The 17,555-nt window shown below is 62.0% G+C and carries 19 protein-coding genes; all 19 read right to left on the reverse strand.

The features are described 5' to 3' along the window. Positions 1–7 precede the first annotated feature (7 nt). Entirely contained in the window at positions 8–709 is a 702-nt protein-coding gene (locus V473_RS07700; RefSeq protein WP_082679008.1) for a biotin--[acetyl-CoA-carboxylase] ligase, read from the reverse strand. Between the two features lie 2 nt (positions 710–711). Then, the gene (gene nuoN / locus V473_RS07705) at positions 712–2,148 is read right to left on the reverse strand and encodes an NADH-quinone oxidoreductase subunit NuoN (RefSeq protein ID WP_066602235.1); all 1,437 of its coding nucleotides are present in this window, start codon (positions 2,146–2,148) and stop codon (positions 712–714) included. Further along, positions 2,148–3,695, reverse strand: coding sequence for an NADH-quinone oxidoreductase subunit M (locus tag V473_RS07710; RefSeq protein WP_066602238.1), 1,548 nt, complete (start codon positions 3,693–3,695; stop codon positions 2,148–2,150). The genes nuoN and V473_RS07710 overlap by 1 nt, the downstream gene beginning before the upstream one ends. Next, the gene (gene nuoL / locus V473_RS07715) at positions 3,695–5,761 is read right to left on the reverse strand and encodes an NADH-quinone oxidoreductase subunit L (protein ID WP_066602240.1); all 2,067 of its coding nucleotides are present in this window, start codon (positions 5,759–5,761) and stop codon (positions 3,695–3,697) included. The genes V473_RS07710 and nuoL overlap by 1 nt, the downstream gene beginning before the upstream one ends. A gap of 10 nt (positions 5,762–5,771) precedes the next feature. Then, a complete protein-coding gene (gene nuoK / locus V473_RS07720; RefSeq protein WP_004211745.1) occupies positions 5,772–6,077 on the reverse strand; it encodes an NADH-quinone oxidoreductase subunit NuoK in 306 nt (101 codons plus the stop codon). Then, positions 6,074–6,685, reverse strand: coding sequence for an NADH-quinone oxidoreductase subunit J (locus V473_RS07725; protein WP_066602244.1), 612 nt, complete (start codon positions 6,683–6,685; stop codon positions 6,074–6,076). Before V473_RS07725 ends, nuoK begins: the two co-directional genes overlap by 4 nt. A 30-nt stretch (positions 6,686–6,715) precedes the next feature. Beyond that, positions 6,716–7,201, reverse strand: a complete 486-nt coding sequence (nuoI, locus tag V473_RS07730) for an NADH-quinone oxidoreductase subunit NuoI (RefSeq protein ID WP_066602247.1) — start codon at positions 7,199–7,201, stop codon at positions 6,716–6,718. Beyond that, positions 7,198–8,247: an NADH-quinone oxidoreductase subunit NuoH gene (nuoH, locus tag V473_RS07735; RefSeq protein WP_066602250.1), complete on the reverse strand. Its 1,050-nt coding sequence runs from the start codon at positions 8,245–8,247 to the stop codon at positions 7,198–7,200. The genes nuoI and nuoH overlap by 4 nt, the downstream gene beginning before the upstream one ends. Before the next feature lie 106 nt (positions 8,248–8,353). Further along, positions 8,354–10,360 carry an NADH-quinone oxidoreductase subunit NuoG gene (gene nuoG / locus V473_RS07740; protein ID WP_066602255.1) on the reverse strand — a complete coding sequence of 669 codons (2,007 nt, stop codon included), beginning with the start codon at positions 10,358–10,360 and terminating at the stop codon, positions 8,354–8,356. A 2-nt stretch (positions 10,361–10,362) separates the two neighbouring features. Next, a complete protein-coding gene (gene nuoF / locus V473_RS07745; RefSeq protein WP_066602257.1) occupies positions 10,363–11,706 on the reverse strand; it encodes an NADH-quinone oxidoreductase subunit NuoF in 1,344 nt (447 codons plus the stop codon). After that, a complete protein-coding gene (locus V473_RS24045; RefSeq protein WP_165363581.1) occupies positions 11,706–11,855 on the reverse strand; it encodes a hypothetical protein in 150 nt (49 codons plus the stop codon). The genes nuoF and V473_RS24045 overlap by 1 nt, the downstream gene beginning before the upstream one ends. Beyond that, positions 11,852–12,520 (reverse strand): complex I 24 kDa subunit family protein, encoded by a 669-nt coding sequence (locus V473_RS07750; protein ID WP_066602259.1) that lies wholly within the window; start codon positions 12,518–12,520, stop codon positions 11,852–11,854. The genes V473_RS24045 and V473_RS07750 overlap by 4 nt, the downstream gene beginning before the upstream one ends. Next, complete coding sequence (locus V473_RS07755; RefSeq protein ID WP_066602262.1) at positions 12,520–13,755, reverse strand: NADH-quinone oxidoreductase subunit D; 1,236 nt, start codon at positions 13,753–13,755, stop codon at positions 12,520–12,522. The genes V473_RS07750 and V473_RS07755 overlap by 1 nt, the downstream gene beginning before the upstream one ends. Then, positions 13,755–14,540 carry an NADH-quinone oxidoreductase subunit C gene (locus V473_RS07760; RefSeq protein WP_066602264.1) on the reverse strand — a complete coding sequence of 262 codons (786 nt, stop codon included), beginning with the start codon at positions 14,538–14,540 and terminating at the stop codon, positions 13,755–13,757. Before V473_RS07760 ends, V473_RS07755 begins: the two co-directional genes overlap by 1 nt. 1 nt (position 14,541) lies before the next feature. Then, positions 14,542–15,096, reverse strand: coding sequence for a NuoB/complex I 20 kDa subunit family protein (locus tag V473_RS07765; RefSeq protein WP_066602268.1), 555 nt, complete (start codon positions 15,094–15,096; stop codon positions 14,542–14,544). Beyond that, on the reverse strand, positions 15,087–15,461 hold the full coding sequence (locus V473_RS07770) for an NADH-quinone oxidoreductase subunit A (protein ID WP_066602274.1): 375 nt from the start codon (positions 15,459–15,461) through the stop codon (positions 15,087–15,089). Before V473_RS07770 ends, V473_RS07765 begins: the two co-directional genes overlap by 10 nt. 129 nt (positions 15,462–15,590) lie before the next feature. Beyond that, entirely contained in the window at positions 15,591–16,406 is an 816-nt protein-coding gene (locus V473_RS07775; RefSeq protein WP_066602277.1) for an inositol monophosphatase family protein, read from the reverse strand. Positions 16,407–16,445: 39 nt separating this feature from the next. Then, positions 16,446–16,832, reverse strand: coding sequence for a hypothetical protein (locus tag V473_RS07780; RefSeq protein WP_066602280.1), 387 nt, complete (start codon positions 16,830–16,832; stop codon positions 16,446–16,448). Further along, a complete protein-coding gene (efp, locus tag V473_RS07785) occupies positions 16,832–17,398 on the reverse strand; it encodes an elongation factor P (protein ID WP_066602282.1) in 567 nt (188 codons plus the stop codon). The genes V473_RS07780 and efp overlap by 1 nt, the downstream gene beginning before the upstream one ends. Positions 17,399–17,555 lie beyond the last annotated feature (157 nt).

Genomic DNA, 17,555 nt, shown 5'->3' on the forward strand with positions numbered 1-17,555 from the left:
TCGTCCCTTAGTTGAGAATGATGTCGCCCGCGTGAATGGCATGGCTCTGCCCATTCGCCAAGCGCAGGATCAACATGCCGTGGCGGTCGAGCGTGTCGAAAGCGCCTTCGACCTCCCCCCCATCGGGCTGCACGACACGCATCGCCGTGCCGGTCGGATGGGCATTGAGCAGCCAGTGGGTGCGGACGGGATCGATGCCCTGCGCGCGCCAGATGGACAACCAATGGCCAAATAGCTGGGTCAGCCGCTCATAGAGCGTGGACGCTTGCGCATCAGTCGCGCCCTGTGCCGCCAGACTGGTGACCGGGCGGTCCAGCCCTTCGGGATGGCCGGTGACGTTGATGCCAATGCCCACGACGATCGCATCCCCGGCCCGTTCCAGCAGGATGCCGGCGATCTTGGCGCCGTCGACCAATATATCATTGGGCCATTTGATCCGCGCCTGCCCGCGACATAGCGGGGCAATCAGCGCATGGACCGCATTGGCGGCCACCAACGCCAGCGTATGGGGCAACGGATCGCTGGGCCGCAACCTGACCAGCGTGGAGCAATAGAGATTGCCGTCCGGGCTTTCCCAGGCCCGGCCCAGGCGTCCCTTGCCCCCGGTCTGGCGACCAGCGCGCAGCCAGCTACCATCACCGCCCCCCTGCCCCGCCAACGCCAGCATGTCGGCGTTGGTGGAACCGGTTTCCTCGACGAAGCGCAGCAGCGTCAGAAGAGCGACGCTGCCGCGGCAGCGCTCGCCTGATCCAGGAGGGGGTTGAGCAGATAGCCCAGCACGATCACCACGGCGCAGGCCGTCAGAATGATATTTTCGACCAAGCCGCCCTTCGCCTCATAGGCGGCGGTCGGTTCGTCGAAATACATCGTCTTGATGATCTTGAGATAATAGAAGGCACCGATCACCGAGGCGGCGATGCCGAAGGCCGCCAGTGCGGTCAGGCCAGCCGCGACGGCGGCGTCGAATACCAGGAACTTCGCCCAGAAGCCGAAGAGCGGCGGGATGCCGGCCATCGAGAACATGAAGATGGCGAGTGCGGCGGCCAGGCCCTTACGCGACTGCGACAGGCCCGCCAGACTGGCGATGGTTTCGATCGGCTTGCCGTCCGCATCGCGCATTTGCAGGATACAGGCGAAAGCGCCGATCGTCATCAGGACGTAAATGGCCATATAGCTCATCGTGCCCGCGACACCGGCAGGGGTGCCGGCCGCCAGGCCGATCAGCGCGAAACCGACATTGTTGATCGACGAATAGGCCATCAGCCGCTTGATGTTGGTCTGGCCGATCGCCGCGACGGCGCCGAAGAGGATCGAGGCGAGCGCGACGAAGATCACGATCTGCTGCCAGTCCAGACCTGCCGGCCCCAATGCTTCGATCGCGACGCGGACGGTCAGGCCCATCGCGGCGACCTTGGGCGCGCTGGCGAAGAAGGTCGTGACCGGGGTCGGCGCGCCTTCATAGACGTCGGGCGTCCACATGTGGAACGGCACGGCGCTGATCTTGAAGGCCAGGCCAGCCAGCACGAACACCAGGCCGAACAACTCGCCCTTCGACACGCCATCACCGAGCGCCACGGCGATGCCGTCGAACCCGGTGCTGCCGGTGAAGCCATAGAGCAGCGAGATGCCGTAGAGCAGGATGCCGCTGGCGAGCGAACCCAGCACGAAATATTTGAGGCCCGCTTCCGAAGAGCGTTCATCCTGCCGCATGAAGCTGGCCAGCACATAGGAGGCCAAGCTGTTCATCTCCAGGCCGACATAGAGCGTCAGCATGTCGCCCGCCGACACCATCATGCCCATGCCGATGGCGGCGAACAGGATCAGGATCGGATATTCCGGGCGGGGGGCGCCGTCGGTCGAGAAGAAGCGCGGCGCGAGCAGGACGGCCGCCGCGGCCGCGCTGTAGATCAGCGCCTTGGCGAAGACCGAGAAGGCGTCGGCGCGGTACAAGCCGTCAAAGGCGTCCGGTCCATGGGCAAGCGAGCAGGACAGCGCCACGCCCGCGATCGCCAGCGTGATGACCGAGAGCCAGTTGACGACACGGGCCGAGCCGTCGCCGCCAAAGGCCGCGACCAGCATCAGCACAAGGCCGCCTGCAGTCAGGATGAGTTCGGGCAATACTGCCAGAAGGGAAGCGGAGTCGATCATCAGTGCGCCTCCCCGTGCGCAGGGGCTTCTTCATGGTGGCTCGCGCCCGCAGGCTTGGGCGCACCCATCTTGATCTTGGAATCTCCTGCGGGAGCCGCAGGGGCGAGACGCGCTTCGAGCGCGCGGATATCAGCCCGCATCGGCGCCAGGAAGCTTTCGGGATAGACGCCCATCCACAGCACGACCGCCGCGATCGGCGCCATCAGCCAGAACTCCCGGATCGACAGGTCGGGCATGGCGGCGGCATCGGCATTGACCTGCGGGCCGTAACAGATGCGGCGATACAGATAGAGCATATAGGCCGCGCCCAGAATGATCCCGGTGGTGCAGACCAGCGCGACCCAGCTCGACGCCTGATAGACGCCCATCAGCGACAGGAATTCGCCGACGAAGTTGGAGGTGCCGGGCAGACCGACCGCCGCCATCGTGAAGAACAGGAACAGTACGGCATAGCGTGGCATATTGATGCTCAGGCCGCCATAGCGGTTGATCTCACGGGTATGCAGGCGGTCGTAAACGACGCCGACGCATAGGAATAGCGCGCCTGCGACCAGGCCATGGCCCAGCATGACCATCATCGCACCCTCGATGCCCGCCTGGTTGAAGGCGAACAGACCAATCGTGACGATCGCCATGTGCGCGACCGACGAATAGGCGATCAGCTTCTTCATGTCCGACTGCACCATCGCGACCAGCGAAGTGTAGACCACCGCGACCATCGACAGGCCCCAGACCAAAGGCGCAAGCTGCGCGGAGGCTTCGGGAAACATCGGCAGCGAGAAGCGGATGAAGCCGTAGCCGCCCATCTTGAGCAGAACGCCCGCCAGGATGACGGAGCCTGCCGTCGGCGCCTGAACATGCGCATCGGGCAGCCAGGTGTGGACCGGCCACATCGGCATCTTGACGGCGAAGCTGGCGAAGAAGGCCAGGAACAGCCAGGTTTGGACATGCGGATCGAAATTATAGGCCATCAGCGCCGGAATTTCGGTGGTGCCCGCCTCATGCACCATCCACATCATCGCGATCAGCATCAGCACCGAGCCGAGCAGCGTGTAGAGGAAGAATTTATACGAGGCGTAAATCCGGTCCGCGCCACCCCAGATGCCGATGATGAGGTACATCGGGATCAGGCCAGCTTCGAACATGATGTAGAAGAGGTAGAGATCCTGCGCCGTGAAGACGCCGATCATCAGCACCTCCATGAACAGGAAGGCCGCCATATATTCGCCGACACGCTTGTTGATCGCGTTCCAGCTGGCGCCGATGCAGATCGGCATCAGGAAGACGGTCAGCGCGATCAGCATCAGGGCAATGCCGTCGATGCCCAGCGCCCAGGCGAAGCGCCCGAAGATCGGTGCATATTCCTGGAACTGCCACTGGAGGCCGCCCTGGTCGAAATTCAGCCACAGGACGATGCCCAGGACGAAATCGACCAGCGTCGCGATGAGCGCGATCCAGCGCGCGTTGTTGGCGCTCGCGAAAAGGCAGGCGATGGCCCCGGCCATCGGGACTGCCATCATCAGGGAAAGGATGGGGAAGCCGTCCATTATCGTGTCATCGCCCAGGTTGCGGCAGCGGCGAGGCCGATCAGCATCACCAGCGCGTAGGTGTAGAGATAGCCGGATTGCAGCCGACGGGTAATTTTGTTGCCCTGCACGACCAGCGCAGCCAGGCCGTTCGGCCCGAACCGGTCGATGAAGCCGACATCACCGAACTTCCAGAAGAAGCGACCGATCGCGAAAGCGGGCTTGACGAACAGGAAATTATACAGCTCGTCGAAATACCATTTGTTGAGCAGGAAAGTGTACAGCCCGGTGAAGGTCGCCACAAACCGCTGCGGCCAGTCGGTATTCTTGATGTAGCTCAGCCAGGCGACGAACAGACCGGTCAGCATCACCGTGAACGGCGCAAACTTGACCCAGGTCGGCACTTCATGCGCGGCATGCATCAGGTGGCTGTCGAACGCGAGCGCGCCCTTCCAGAATTCGATTCCGCCTTCGGAACCGATGAACTGGTCGTGGAACAGGAAGCCGGCGAACACCGCGCCCAGGCTGAGCACGATCAACGGGACCAGCATGACGAGCGGGCTTTCGTGCGGGTGATAGCCACCCGTGCCGTCGCCTGCCTCATGGGCATGATGATCGTCATGACCGTGCGCCGCATGGGCGTGATCGTCATGTGCATGGACGGCATGATCGTCGTGACCATGGTCGTCATGCAGCGCATGCTGGATATGTTCCGACTGGGTCCAGCGCGGCTTGCCGAAGAAAGTCAGGAAGACCAGGCGCCAGCTATAAAAGCTGGTGAGCAACGCAGCGAACACGCCGACGATGAACGCCCCGGTGCCGGCCCCGCCAGCGGCATAGGCTGCTTCAAGAATGCCGTCCTTCGAATAGAAGCCGGCAAAGCCCACGCCGATGATCGGCAGCCCCACGCCGGTGATGGCAAGCGTGCCCAGCGTCATCGTCCAGAAGGTGATCGGGATGCTTTTCCGCAGGCCGCCATAATAACGCATGTCCTGCTCATGATGCATCGCATGGATGACCGACCCGGCGCCCAGGAACAGCAGCGCCTTGAAGAAGGCGTGCGTGAACAGGTGGAACATCGCCGCGCCATAAGCGCCGACGCCCGCGGCGAAGAACATATAGCCCAGCTGCGAACAGGTCGAATAGGCGATGACGCGCTTGATGTCGGTCTGCACCGTACCCACGGTCGCGGCGAACAAACAGGTCGCTGCGCCGACATAGGTGACGATGGTCAGAGCCGTTTGCGACGTTTCGAACATCGGCGACAGGCGGCAGACCATGAAGACGCCCGCGGTGACCATCGTCGCCGCGTGGATCAGCGCCGACACAGGCGTCGGGCCTTCCATCGCGTCCGGCAACCAGGTGTGCAGGCCAAGCTGCGCGGACTTGCCCATAGCGCCGACGAACAGCAGCAGGCAGAGGACCGTCATCGTGTCGAAGCGGTGGCCGAGGAAGCCGATGGTCGAACCGGCCATTGACGGGGCCATTTCCAGAATTTCCGGGATCGATATGGTATTGAACACCAGATAGGTGCCGAAAATGCCCATCATGAAGCCAAGGTCGCCGACGCGGTTGACGACGAACGCCTTGATCGCGGCTGCATTGGCGCTGGGCTTGCGGAACCAGAAACCGATAAGCAGGTAGGAGGCCAGGCCCACGCCTTCCCAGCCGAAGAACATCTGGAGCAGATTATTCGCGGTCACGAGCATCAGCATCGCGAAGGTGAAGAGCGAGAGATAGGCGAAGAAGCGCGGCTGATCCGGCTCTTCGTCCATATAGCCCCAGCTATAAAGGTGGACGAGGCTCGACACGCTGGTGATGACCACCAGCATGACCGCCGTCATCGTATCGACGCGCAGCGCCCACTGGGCGTCGAAGCTGCCGCTTTCGATCCAGGTGAAGAGCGGCGTCACCGATGCTTCGGCATGACCAAACAGGAAGGGAACGAAGATCGCCCAGCTCATGGCGCAGGCTGCAAACAGCGCGCCAGTGGTGACGATCTTGGCGGGCAGTTTGCCGAGAGCCTTGTTGCCCAGGCCCGCGATGGCAGCAGCCAGCAGCGGAAGAAGAACGATAAGCTGGATCATGAGTTCAGGCTCAGCCCTTCATCCGGTTGACATCGTCGACGGCGATGGTGCCGCGACCACGGAAGTAAATGACGAGGATGGCAAGCCCGATGGCCGCCTCGCCCGCCGCGACGGTCAGCACGAACATGCTGAATACCTGCCCCACCAGATCGCCAAGGAAGGCGCTGAAGGCGACGAGGTTGATGTTCACACTGAGCAGGATCAGCTCGATCGCCATCAGGATGATGATGACATTCTTGCGGTTGATGAAGATGCCCAGCACCCCCATCACGAAGAGGATGGCGCTGACCACCATATAATGTTGAAGGCCGATCACAGCTCCACCCCCTGCCCTGTGGGCTGATTGATATTGCGGACCGCATCCTGCGGACGGCGGCGGTTCTGCTTGGCGATATTCTGACCTTTCACGCCGCCGCGTGCGCGATGGGTCAGGACAATCGCGCCGATCATCGCGACCAGCAGGACGATGCCCGCTGCCTCGAACAGGAAGATATAGCGGGTGTAAAGCAGCCCGCCGATCGCCTGGATGTTGTTGAGTTCCGGGTTTACCGGCGCGGCGCGCTGCGCCAATTCGATGGGACCAGCGCTCCACAGGCCAATGCCAAGCACGATCTCCGCCAGCAGCACCAACGCGATCAGCAGCCCGAATGGCAGATAATCGACGAAACCCGCGCGTAATTCAGCAAAGTCGATGTCCAGCATCATGACCACGAACAGAAACAGCACCGCGACCGCACCGACATAGACGATGACGAGCAGCATCGCGATGAATTCAGCGCCCAGCAGCACCATCAGCCCCGCCGCGTTGAAGAAGGCGAGGATCAGCCACAGCACCGAATGAACGGGATTGCGCGACAAAATGGTGAGCGCGCCGCTGCTCACCACCAAAATGGCGAACAGGTAAAAGGCGAGGACGTGAATCACAGGTGCAATATTCCCTTTGACGCGCGCGGCTTAACGATAGGGGGCATCGGCGGCAAGGTTCGCGGCGATCGCGCGTTCCCACTTGTCGCCATTTTCAAGGAGCTTGGCCTTGTCATAGATCAGCTCCTCACGGGTTTCGGTCGCGAACTCGAAATTCGGCCCTTCCACGACCGCATCGACCGGGCAGGCTTCCTGACAGAAGCCGCAATAGATGCACTTGGTCATGTCGATGTCATAGCGCGTTGTGCGACGGCTGCCATCGTCGCGCGGCTGCGCCTCGATGGTGATCGCCTGCGCCGGGCAGACCGCCTCGCATAGCTTGCACGCGATGCAGCGCTCTTCCCCGTTGGGGTAGCGGCGCAGCGCATGTTCACCACGGAAACGCGGCGAAATCGGGTTCTTTTCGTAGGGGTAGTTGATCGTCGCCTTGGGCTTGAAGAAATACTTCAAGGTCAGCCAGTGCGCCTTCACGAACTCCCAGAGGGTGAAGCTTTTGACGTAGTAACCGAGGCTCATTGTGCGCCTCCATAGCGCGTCAGCATGAGGAAGCCCGAAACCAGGAAGACGAAGAAGAGCGAGGTCGGCAGGAAGATCTTCCAGCCCAGCCGCATCAGCTGGTCATAACGATAGCGGGGCACCGTCGCCTTCACCCAGGAGAAGACGAAGAAAAAGAACAGGATCTTGGCGAACAGCCACAGGATGCCCGGCACATAATAGAGCGGCGCCCAGTCGAGCGGAGGCAGATAGCCGCCCCAGAACAGGATCGCGTTCAGTGCGCACATCAGGATGACGTTGGCATATTCGCCGAGCCAGTAGAGCGCGAAGGCCATGGACGAATATTCGGTCTGATAGCCCGCGACCAGCTCGCTTTCCGCTTCGGTCAGATCGAAGGGCGCCCGCGCAGTTTCGGCCATGGCGGAAATCAGGAACATGATCGCCATCGGGAACAGCAGCGGGTTGAAGCCATTGCCGTTCAGGAAGCCATAATAGCCCTTCTGACTTTCCACGATCGCGGTCAGATTGAAACTGCCGGCCCACAGCACGACGCAGATCAGGATGAAGCCGATGGAGACTTCATAACTGATCATCTGCGCGCTGGCGCGGATCGCGGAATAGAAAGGATATTTGGAGTTAGAAGCCCAGCCCGCCAGAACAATGCCATAGACGCCAAGCGAACTGATCGCGAGGATATAGAGCAGACCGACATTGATATTCGCCAGCACCACGCCGACCTGAAACGGGATCACCGCCCATGCCATCAGCGCGATCGTAAAGGTGATAATCGGGGCGATAATGAACAGCGTCTTATTCGCCGCCGACGGGATGATGGTTTCCTGCAGGAACACCTTGGCGCCGTCCGCGAAGGATTGCAGCAGGCCGAACGGGCCGACGACATTGGGGCCGCGGCGCAGCGCCATCGCCGCCCAGATCTTGCGGTCGGCATAGATGAGCATCGCGACCGCCAGCATGACCGGCAATGCGATCACCAGGATGCCTATGATGGTCGACAGGAACCAGGCACCTTCGAACGACATGCCCAGATTTTGGAAGAAAGCGGTCACTTAATGCCCCCAGTGTTAACGGAGCAACGTGCTCCCGCGAAAGCGGGAATCCAGTTCAGACGTCGGGACTGGGTTCCCGCCTGCGCGGGAACACGGATGCGCTGCATCATTCTGCCGCCTCCGCAAATTCCACCCCATGGATCAGTTCGGCCGAGCATATCTGCATCGTCGGACTGGCGCGGCAAATGGCGTTGGTCAGGTAGAAATCCTTGATCGGCGAAGCCAGTTCGCCAGTCGCGCCAGTCGGCAGCGAGGGAATGGACCAGCCATAATCGGCCAGCCCCTCGACGCCCAGCGCCGGAACCGCCTTGACCATTGCGGCGCGCAGAGCGTCGAAGCTGTCGAACGGCAGCTTGGCGCCCAGCACTTCGGACAGCGCACGCAGGATCGACCAGTCCTCGCGGGCGTCGCCCGGCGCGAACACGGCCTTTTCACCGAACTGAACCCGGCCTTCCAGATTGACGTAAGTGCCAGCCTTTTCGGCATAGCTTGCGCCCGGCAGGATGACGTCCGCCGCATGGGCGCCCTTGTCGCCATGGTGACCGACATAGACTTTGAAGCTGTCGGGGAAGGCGGCATAATCCACCTCGTCCGCGCCGAGCGAAAGGAGCAGCTTGGGCGCGGCGGCCGCCACCGCCTTGATGCCGCCCTGCGTCGCATAACCCAGCATCAGCCCGCCCATACGCGCCGCCGCAAAATGCAGGACGTTATAGCCGTTCCAGCCGTCCTTGATGAGGCCCAGCGTCTCGACCAGCGCCAGCGTGTCGCCATGCGCGCCGTCCTTGGCCAGTACGCCGCCGCCCACGATCATTGCGGGCCGCGCGGCCTTGCTGAACGCCTCGACCACCGCTTCCGGCAGCTTGGCGAGCAGCGATGCATCATTGCCCAGCCATTCGACCTTGTAGGTCAGGTCGAACTCAGGCCCGATGGAAAAGACCTTCGCGCCCTTCTTTATCGCCTTGCGCAGCCGCGTGTTCACCAAAGGCGCTTCCCAGCGCAAATTGGTGCCGACCAGCAGGATGACATCGACGGTTTCCAGATCGGCCAGCGGCGTATTGAACACCACCGAAGACAGGCTCGAAACGTCATAGGACAGGCCGGTCTGACGGCCTTCCAGCATCGTGCCGCCAAGCTTTTCGACCAGCGCCTTGCCGGCGAACATCGTCTCGCAATCGAGCAGGTCACCGGCGATCGCCGCGACGCTGCCGCCATGCTGGACCGCTGCGACGGCGGCGAAGGCTTCCGCCCAGGTCGCCGGAACCAGCTTGCCGTCCTTGCGGACATAGGGTTTGTCGAGCCGCTTGCGGACCAGACCATCGACATTGTGCCGAGTCTTGTCCGACGCCCATTCCTCGTTCACGTCGTCATTGATGCGCGGCACGGCGCGCAGCACCTGACGGCCCCGGCTGTCGAGCCGGATATTGGTGCCCAGCGCGTCCATCACGTCGATCGCATGGGTCTTCTTCAATTCCCAAGGACGCGCTTCGAACGCATAGGGCTTGGCGGTCAGCGCGCCGACGGGGCACAGGTCGACCACATTGCCCGACAATTCGCTCTTGGCGGCATGTTCGAGATAAGTGGTGATCTGCATATTTTCGCCGCGACCGATCGCGCCGATTTCCGGCACGCCCGCCACTTCCTCGGCAAAGCGCACGCAGCGGGTGCACTGGATGCAGCGGGTCATGACCGTCTTGACGATCGGACCCATATATTTCTCGGTGACGGCACGCTTATTCTCGTCATAGCGCGACGCGCCGCGGCCATAGGCGACCGACTGGTCCTGCAAATCGCATTCGCCGCCCTGATCGCAAATCGGGCAATCGAGCGGATGGTTGATGAGGAGAAACTCCATCACCCCTTCGCGCGCCTTCTTGACCATTTCGCTGTCGGTGCGGATTTCCTGCCCCTCGGCAGCGGGCAACGCGCAGGACGCCTGCGGCTTGGGCGGTCCGGGCTTCACTTCGACCAGGCACATGCGGCAATTGCCCGCGATGGACAGGCGTTCATGATAGCAGAAGCGCGGAATTTCCTTCCCCGCCATCTCGCACGCTTGCAGAACCGTCGCACCCGCCGGGACTTCGAGTTCTACGCCGTCAACTTTGACTTTAGGCATGATTACTCCGCTGCCTCCATGACGGGGGCGCTACCCTTGTTTTCATTGATGCGGCGCTCGATTTCCGGGCGGAAATGCTTGATGAGTCCCTGGATCGGCCATGCCGCCGCGTCGCCCAGCGCGCAAATGGTGTGGCCTTCGACCTGCTTGGTCACCTGGTGCAGCATGTCGATTTCGGACAGGTCGGCGTCGCCGGTGCGCAGCCGCTCCATCACCCGCCACATCCAGCCAGTGCCTTCGCGGCATGGCGTGCATTGGCCACAGGACTCATGCTTGTAGAAATAGGACAGCCGCGAAATGGCGCGAACAATGTCGGTGGACTTGTCCATCACGATGACCGCTGCGGTGCCAAGGCCGGAACCCAGCGCCTTCAACCCGTCGAAATCCATCGGCGCGTCCATGATTTCGCGCGCCGGGACCAGGGGGACCGACGAGCCACCGGGGATCACCGCCAGCAGATTGTCCCACCCACCCCGGATGCCGCCGCAGTGGCGGTCGATCAGTTCGCGGAACGGGATCGACATGCTTTCCTCGACCACGCACGGTTTGTTCACATGGCCGCTGATCTGGAACAGCTTGGTGCCGCGATTGCCTTCGCGCCCGAAGCTGTTGAACCATGCCGCGCCGCGGCGCAGAATCGTCGGGCTGACCGCGATGCTCTCGACATTGTTCACCGTGGTCGGACAACCGTAAAGGCCCGCGCCCGCCGGGAAAGGCGGCTTCAGGCGGGGCTGGCCCTTCTTGCCCTCGATGCTTTCGATCTGCGCGGTTTCCTCGCCGCAGATATAGGCGCCCGCGCCGCGATGGACAAAGACGTCGAAATCATAGCCCGACCCGCAGGCATTCTTGCCGATAAAGCCCTTGGCATAGGCCTGCTCCACGGCGGCGAAGAGCACCTTCGCCTCATAGATAAATTCGCCACGGATGTAGATATAGGCGGCCCGCGCCCGCATCGCGAAACCGGCGATCAGCGCGCCTTCGATCAGCTTGTGCGGATCGTGGCGGATGATTTCGCGGTCCTTGCACGATCCCGGCTCGGATTCGTCGGCGTTGATGACCAGGAAACTCGGACGGCCATCCTTGCTTTCCTTGGGCATGAAGCTCCACTTCATGCCGGTCGGGAAGCCGGCGCCGCCACGGCCGCGCAGGTTCGACGCCTTGACGATGTCGATGATCGCGTCCTGGCCGATTTCCATCAGCTTCTTGGTATTGTCCCAATCGCCGCGTTTGATCGCCGCGTCGATGCCCCAATCTTGGAAGCCATGGACGTTGGTGAAGATGCGGTCCTTGTCGGACAGTGGCCCCACGAAGGGAGGCGGCGCGGGAGGTGCGGTGTCGTCGGCCATTACCGGCCCTTTCCGATCAGTTTTTCAGCCACGAAATAGGCGAACACAGCCAGCGTCAGCCCGATGACCAGGCCCAGCACCGCGCCGATGATCTTGAGCGCGATCACGAACACGATGATGCCGAGGATGATGGCGATCAATGCGCTCACGCCCAGTCACCCCGATAGTCGTGATTGTCGGTGACCATCTCTTTAAGCGTCGTCGGGCCGCCTTCGGGCGCGCTGGTCTGACGGTCGATCTGCGGGCCGATCTTGGGCTGGCCGCCAGAGGCCAGCGTCTCCAGGATCGCGCTCATGCTGTCATAGGTCAGGTCTTCATAATTATCGTCGTTGATCTGGACCATCGGCGCGTTGGCGCAGGCGCCAAGACATTCGACTTCGGTCAGGGTGAACAAGCCATCGGGGGTCGTGCCCCCCTTGACCAGGCCCTTGTTCTTGCACGCCGAAAAGACATCGTCCGACCCGCGCAACATGCAGGGCGTCGTGCCGCACACCTGCACATGATAGCGACCGACCGGCGCGAGGTTGTACATAGTGTAGAAGGTCGCGACCTCATAGACGCGCATATACGGCATATCGAGCTGACGCCCGATATATTCCATCACCGGCACAGGCAGCCAGCCATTGGTTTGCGTTTCCGCAGCGACCTGACGCTGTGCCAGGTCGAGCAGCGGCATCACCGCCGACTGCTGACGACCGGCGGGATAACGGGCGATGACAGTCTTGGCCTGCTCGGCATTTTCGGCGGTCCACTCGAACGCGCCCCAGCGCGCGCGGGTTTCCGCTTCATCGGGGATATGAACTGCGTCAGCCATTATCGGTCACATTCTCCGAACACGATGTCCATCGCGCCCAGTACAGCGGTTGTATCGGCGAGCATGTGGCCCTTCATCATGAAGTCCATAGCTTGCAGGTGCGAGAAAGCGGTCGGGCGGATCTTGCAACGGTAGGGCTTGTTGGACCCGTCGGCGACCAGGTAGACGCCGAATTCCCCCTTGGGGCTTTCGGTCGCCACATAGACCTCGCCTGCGGGGACGTGGAAACCCTCGGTATAGAGCTTGAAATGATGGATCAGCGCTTCCATCGATCGCTTCATCTCGCCGCGCTTGGGCGGCACCACCTTGCGGTCGAAGCTGGCGATCGGCCCTTCGGGCATTTCGTTCAGGCACTGTTTCATAATGCGCGCAGACTGGCGGACTTCCTCGACGCGGACCATGAACCGGTCATAGCAGTCGAACTGCGTGCCAACAGGCACGTCGAATTCCATCCGGTCGTACACGTCATAAGGCTGCGACTTGCGGATATCCCAGGGAATACCGGAGCCACGGATCATGGGACCGGAAAAGCCCCATTTCAGCGCGTCTTCTTTGGATACGATCGCGATGTCGACATTGCGCTGCTTGAAGATGCGGTTGTCGGCCACCAGGCTGATCGCATCCTCGAACAGGCGCGGCAGACGACCGTCGAGCCAGTCGGCGATGTCCGTCAGCAACTTCAAGGGCACGTCCTGATGCACGCCCCCCGGACGGAAATAGGCGCTGTGCATCCGCGCGCCCGACGCGCGCTCGAAAAAGTTAAGGCAATCCTCGCGGATTTCGAACAGCCACAGGTTCGGCGTCATCGCGCCAACATCCATCACATGGCTGCCCAGGTTCAGCATATGATTGCAGATGCGGGTCAGTTCCGCGAAGAACACGCGCAAATATTGCGCGCGCAGCGGCACTTCCAGGTTCAGCAGCTTCTCGACCGCCAGAACATAGCTATGCTCCATGCCGAGCGGCGAACAATAGTCCAGCCGGTCGAAATAGGGCAGCGCCTGCATATAGGTTTTATATTCGATCAGCTTTTCGGTGCCGCGGTGCAGCAGACCGACATGCGGGTCGCAACGCTCGACGATTTCTCCGTCCAGTTCCATGACCAGACGGAGCACGCCATGCGCCGCAGGATGCTGCGGGCCGAAATTGATCGTGTAGTTCTGGATTTCCGTATCGCCATAAGACGGATCTGCCGCGTCCGTGCGATGTTCCAGTTCGTCGAGATAGTCGGCCATCAGGCTTTATCCTCCGGCTTGGCGGCGCCTTTACCTTCGTCGGCCGTGGCAGCGGGCTTAGTCGGCGCGTCGTCGGACTTCGCTTTTGCCGCCTGATTGGCAGCCTCGCCAGCGCCGGTATCGGCCTTCTTCTCGGTCACCTTCGGCGTCGGCGCGGCAGCAGGCGCAGCCGGCGCTACGGCCTTTTCGTCGCCCGGCAGCACATATTGCGCGCCTTCCCATGGGCTCATGAAGTCGAAGCTGCGGAAGTCCTGCGCCAGTTTCACAGGCTCATAGACGACTCGTTTATCCTCTTCGGAATAGCGCAGTTCGACATAGCCGGTCAGCGGGAAGTCCTTACGCTGCGGATGCCCCTTGAAGCCATAGTCGGTCAAGATGCGGCGCAGATCGGTATTGCCGTCGAACACGACGCCATACATGTCGAACACTTCGCGCTCCAACCAGCCGGCGACCGGCCAGAGATGCGTGACGGTGGGCACCGGCCTGTCTTCGTCGGTTGATACCTTTACGCGGATACGATGGTTCCGCGTGACGCTTAGCAAATGATAGGCGACCTCGAACCGCTCCGGACGATCGGGATAGTCTACGCCGGCGATTTCCATCAGTTGCTGATATTGCGCCATGTCGCGCAGCGCGACCATGGCGTTCACCAACTCGTCGCGCTCGACGATGAAGGTCAGTTCGTCGGCATGATCGACAGTTTCGATCAGCATCGATCCCAGCAGGACGCCGATTTCCTCGGCGATCCCGTCGATGGTCGCGATCTTGGGTGCGGAATGTCCCATATTAGCGCTCAATCGTCCCGATACGGCGGATTTTCCGCTGCAACTGCATCACGCCATACAGCAAGGCTTCGGCGGTCGGCGGGCAACCCGGCACATAGATGTCGACCGGTACGATCCGGTCGCAGCCACGCACTACCGAATAGCTGTAATGATAATAGCCGCCGCCGTTCGCGCAGCTGCCCATTGAAATCACATATTTCGGATTGGACATCTGGTCGTAAACCTTGCGCAACGCCGGAGCCATCTTGTTGCACAGCGTGCCCGCGACGATCATCACGTCCGACTGGCGCGGGGACGCGCGTGGCGCCACGCCAAAACGCTCCATGTCGTAGCGCGGCATGTTGACGTGGATCATCTCGACCGCGCAGCAGGCCAGGCCGAATGTCATCCACCACAGCGAACCGGTGCGCGCCCATGTGAAGAGGTCTTCGGTCGAGGTGACCAGGAAACCCTTGTCATTCACTTCGCTGTTGAGCGAATTGAAGAAATCCTGGTCGGGCTGCGTGCCCTGCGGCGGCAAGGTGCCAGGCGCCGGGTTGTAGAGTTCTACTCCCAATCGAGTGCTCCCTTCTTCCACGCATAGACGAGGCCGAGCACCAGCTCCGCTATGAAAATCATCATGGTCGCCCAGCCGGCCCAGCCGATCTGGTCGAGGCTCACCGCCCACGGAAACAGGAACGCCGCTTCAAGATCGAAGATGATGAAGAGAATGGCGACCAGATAGAAGCGCACGTCAAACTGGCTGCGCGGCTCCTCGAACGCGGGGAAGCCGCATTCATATTCGGACAGCTTGGCCGGTTCGGGCTTATGTGCGCCGGTCAGCCGGCCCACCAGCATCGGCAGGAATACGAAGGCGCCGGAAAGCAGCAACGCGACCCCAAGAAAGATCAGGATCGGCAAATATTGGGCAAGATCGACCAACGGATTCCCCTGGGCGAAAAGGTTGTTGGGGGCGCTTTAGGCCTGCTGCATATGCGAAGCAAGGGGCCAACGCCCTGAGAATGAATCGCAAAAAGGCCAAGCGCTTGAAGCGCTTGGCCCAGCGGGGCTTTAGCGCAGCGCGCCAGCCACCAGCTTGTGCAATTTGCTGTGGATCGCATCATTGCCGGCGATCACTTCCTTGCGCTCGATCGACTGGTCGCCGCCGCGAAAATCGCTCGCGAAACCGCCCGCTTCGCGCACCAGCAGCAGGCCGGCGGCGACATCCCAGGGCTGCAGGCCGCTTTCCCAATAGCCGTCATAGCGGCCCGATGCGACATGGGCGAGATCGAGCGAGGCCGCGCCGAAGCGGCGGATGCCCGCGACCGAAGGCGCGACCGCACCGTAGATGCGGGTCCATTGCGCCATGTCGCCATGGCCCATGAAAGGAATGCCGGTGGCAATGACGCAGTCGGCCAGGTCGCGGCGGGCCGAGACTCGCAGGCGCTGGTCGTGGCGCCAGGCGCCGCGGCTCTTTTCCGCCCAATAGCTCTCGTCAGTGACCGGCTGGTAGATCAGGCCAGTCGTGATCTCGCGCTTGCCGCTGCCATATTGCGGCTCTTCGACCGCGATCGAGATGGCGAAATGCGGGATGCCGTGCAGGAAGTTGGTGGTGCCGTCCAACGGATCGATGATCCAGCGCGGCTTGGTCGGATCGCCCTCGATCACGCCGCCTTCTTCCAGCAGGAAGCCCCAGTCGGGGCGCGCCTTCTGCAATTCCTCGACCAGCGTCTTTTCCGCCTGCTGATCGGCCTTGGACACGAAGTCCGCCGGGCCCTTGCGGGACACCTGAAGATGTTCGACTTCGCCGAAATCGCGGCGGAGCTTCGATCCCGCCTTGCGCGCGGCGCGTTCCATGACGGTGAGAAGGCCGGAGTGCGATACCATATTATGTCTCCGCCGTCCCCGGTGGGACGGCCTGCTGGATTATTTCTTCGGGGCGGGCCTGGCGGCCGGGGCGGCGGGGCGATAGCCGCATACGCCGGCGATCACGGCCAGCATCTGCGACGGGTCTTTCCGGTCGACCTTGCCGGCATTGGCGGCGATGACCTTGTCCGTCGCCTCGCTGACCTTGGAGACCGCATTGGAATAGAGGCAGTCGAACAGCGCACTCTTGACCGGCGCTTCGACCTCGTTCGACTGGAGCGCGCTTGTGACGATGCGCAGCACATAAGCCGCGCTGTCGAGTTGCGCCTTGGTCGGCGCGGCTTGCGCCTGCGCCATAGCCTGGGTGGGGACCGCGGCCGGCATGACGGCGATCGCGAGGCCAAGCGCCAACCGAGCGGCCCATGCCGTGCTGCGGTCCATAGGCATCAGTCGGCGCGCTTCACATATTCGCGGGCATAGACGTCCACGACGATGCGGGTGCCGCTGACGATGTGCGGCGGGACCATGACGCGCACGCCATTGTCGAGGATCGCGGGCTTGTAGCTGGCGGAGGCGGTCTGCCCCTTCACCACGGCGTCGGCTTCGACCACGGTCGCTTCGATCGTGTCGGGCAACTGCACGCTGATCGGACGATCTTCGTACATTTCCAGCGTCACTTCCATGCCGTCCTGCAGGAAGTCGGCCGCTTCGCCGAGTAGTTCGGCGGGCAGGTTGATCTGCTCGTAATTCTCATTGTCCATGAAGACGAGCATGTCGCCTTCGGCATAGAGATACTGGAAATCCTTGGTGTCGAGGCGGATGCGCTCGACGCTCTCGGCGGAGCGGAAACGGACATTGTTCTTGCGGCCGTCGATCAGGTTCTTGAGTTCGACCTGCATATAGGCGCCGCCCTTGCCGGGCTGGGTGTGCTGGATCTTGACGGCGCGCCACAGGCCGCCCTCATATTCGATATTATTGCCGGGACGAATGTCCACGCCGCTGATCTTCGCCATGGGAAGAGCCTGCCTATATGTCTGAAGGTGGAAAAGAGCCGGCCTCTTGGAGGCTGGGCGCGCCTTTACAGCGGGACGGGCCGAAGGGCAAGGGGCCGGAAGTTCCGGAACTTCTCGCATATGACGCATGGCGAATTTTTCAGGGGCAAGTCGTGGA

The organism is Sphingobium cupriresistens LL01, assembly GCF_001046645.1.
In the GTDB taxonomy this organism is placed as follows: domain Bacteria; phylum Pseudomonadota; class Alphaproteobacteria; order Sphingomonadales; family Sphingomonadaceae; genus Sphingobium; species Sphingobium cupriresistens.

Bases quoted from the DNA above. Each gene is read 5' to 3' on its own strand.
- nuoN (WP_066602235.1), bottom strand. From the start codon at position 2,148: ATGATCGACTCCGCTTCCCTTCTGGCAGTATTGCCCGAACTCATCCTG.
- V473_RS07710 (WP_066602238.1), bottom strand. From the start codon at position 3,695: ATGGACGGCTTCCCCATCCTTTCCCTGATGATGGCAGTCCCGATGGCC.
- nuoL (WP_066602240.1), bottom strand. From the start codon at position 5,761: ATGATCCAGCTTATCGTTCTTCTTCCGCTGCTGGCTGCTGCCATCGCG.
- nuoI (WP_066602247.1), bottom strand. From the start codon at position 7,201: ATGAGCCTCGGTTACTACGTCAAAAGCTTCACCCTCTGGGAGTTCGTG.
- nuoG (WP_066602255.1), bottom strand. From the start codon at position 10,360: ATGCCTAAAGTCAAAGTTGACGGCGTAGAACTCGAAGTCCCGGCGGGT.
- nuoF (WP_066602257.1), bottom strand. From the start codon at position 11,706: ATGGCCGACGACACCGCACCTCCCGCGCCGCCTCCCTTCGTGGGGCCA.
- V473_RS07750 (WP_066602259.1), bottom strand. From the start codon at position 12,520: ATGGCTGACGCAGTTCATATCCCCGATGAAGCGGAAACCCGCGCGCGC.
- V473_RS07755 (WP_066602262.1), bottom strand. From the start codon at position 13,755: ATGGCCGACTATCTCGACGAACTGGAACATCGCACGGACGCGGCAGAT.
- V473_RS07760 (WP_066602264.1), bottom strand. From the start codon at position 14,540: ATGGGACATTCCGCACCCAAGATCGCGACCATCGACGGGATCGCCGAG.
- V473_RS07775 (WP_066602277.1), bottom strand. From the start codon at position 16,406: ATGGTATCGCACTCCGGCCTTCTCACCGTCATGGAACGCGCCGCGCGC.
- V473_RS07780 (WP_066602280.1), bottom strand. From the start codon at position 16,832: ATGCCTATGGACCGCAGCACGGCATGGGCCGCTCGGTTGGCGCTTGGC.
- efp (WP_066602282.1), bottom strand. From the start codon at position 17,398: ATGGCGAAGATCAGCGGCGTGGACATTCGTCCCGGCAATAATATCGAA.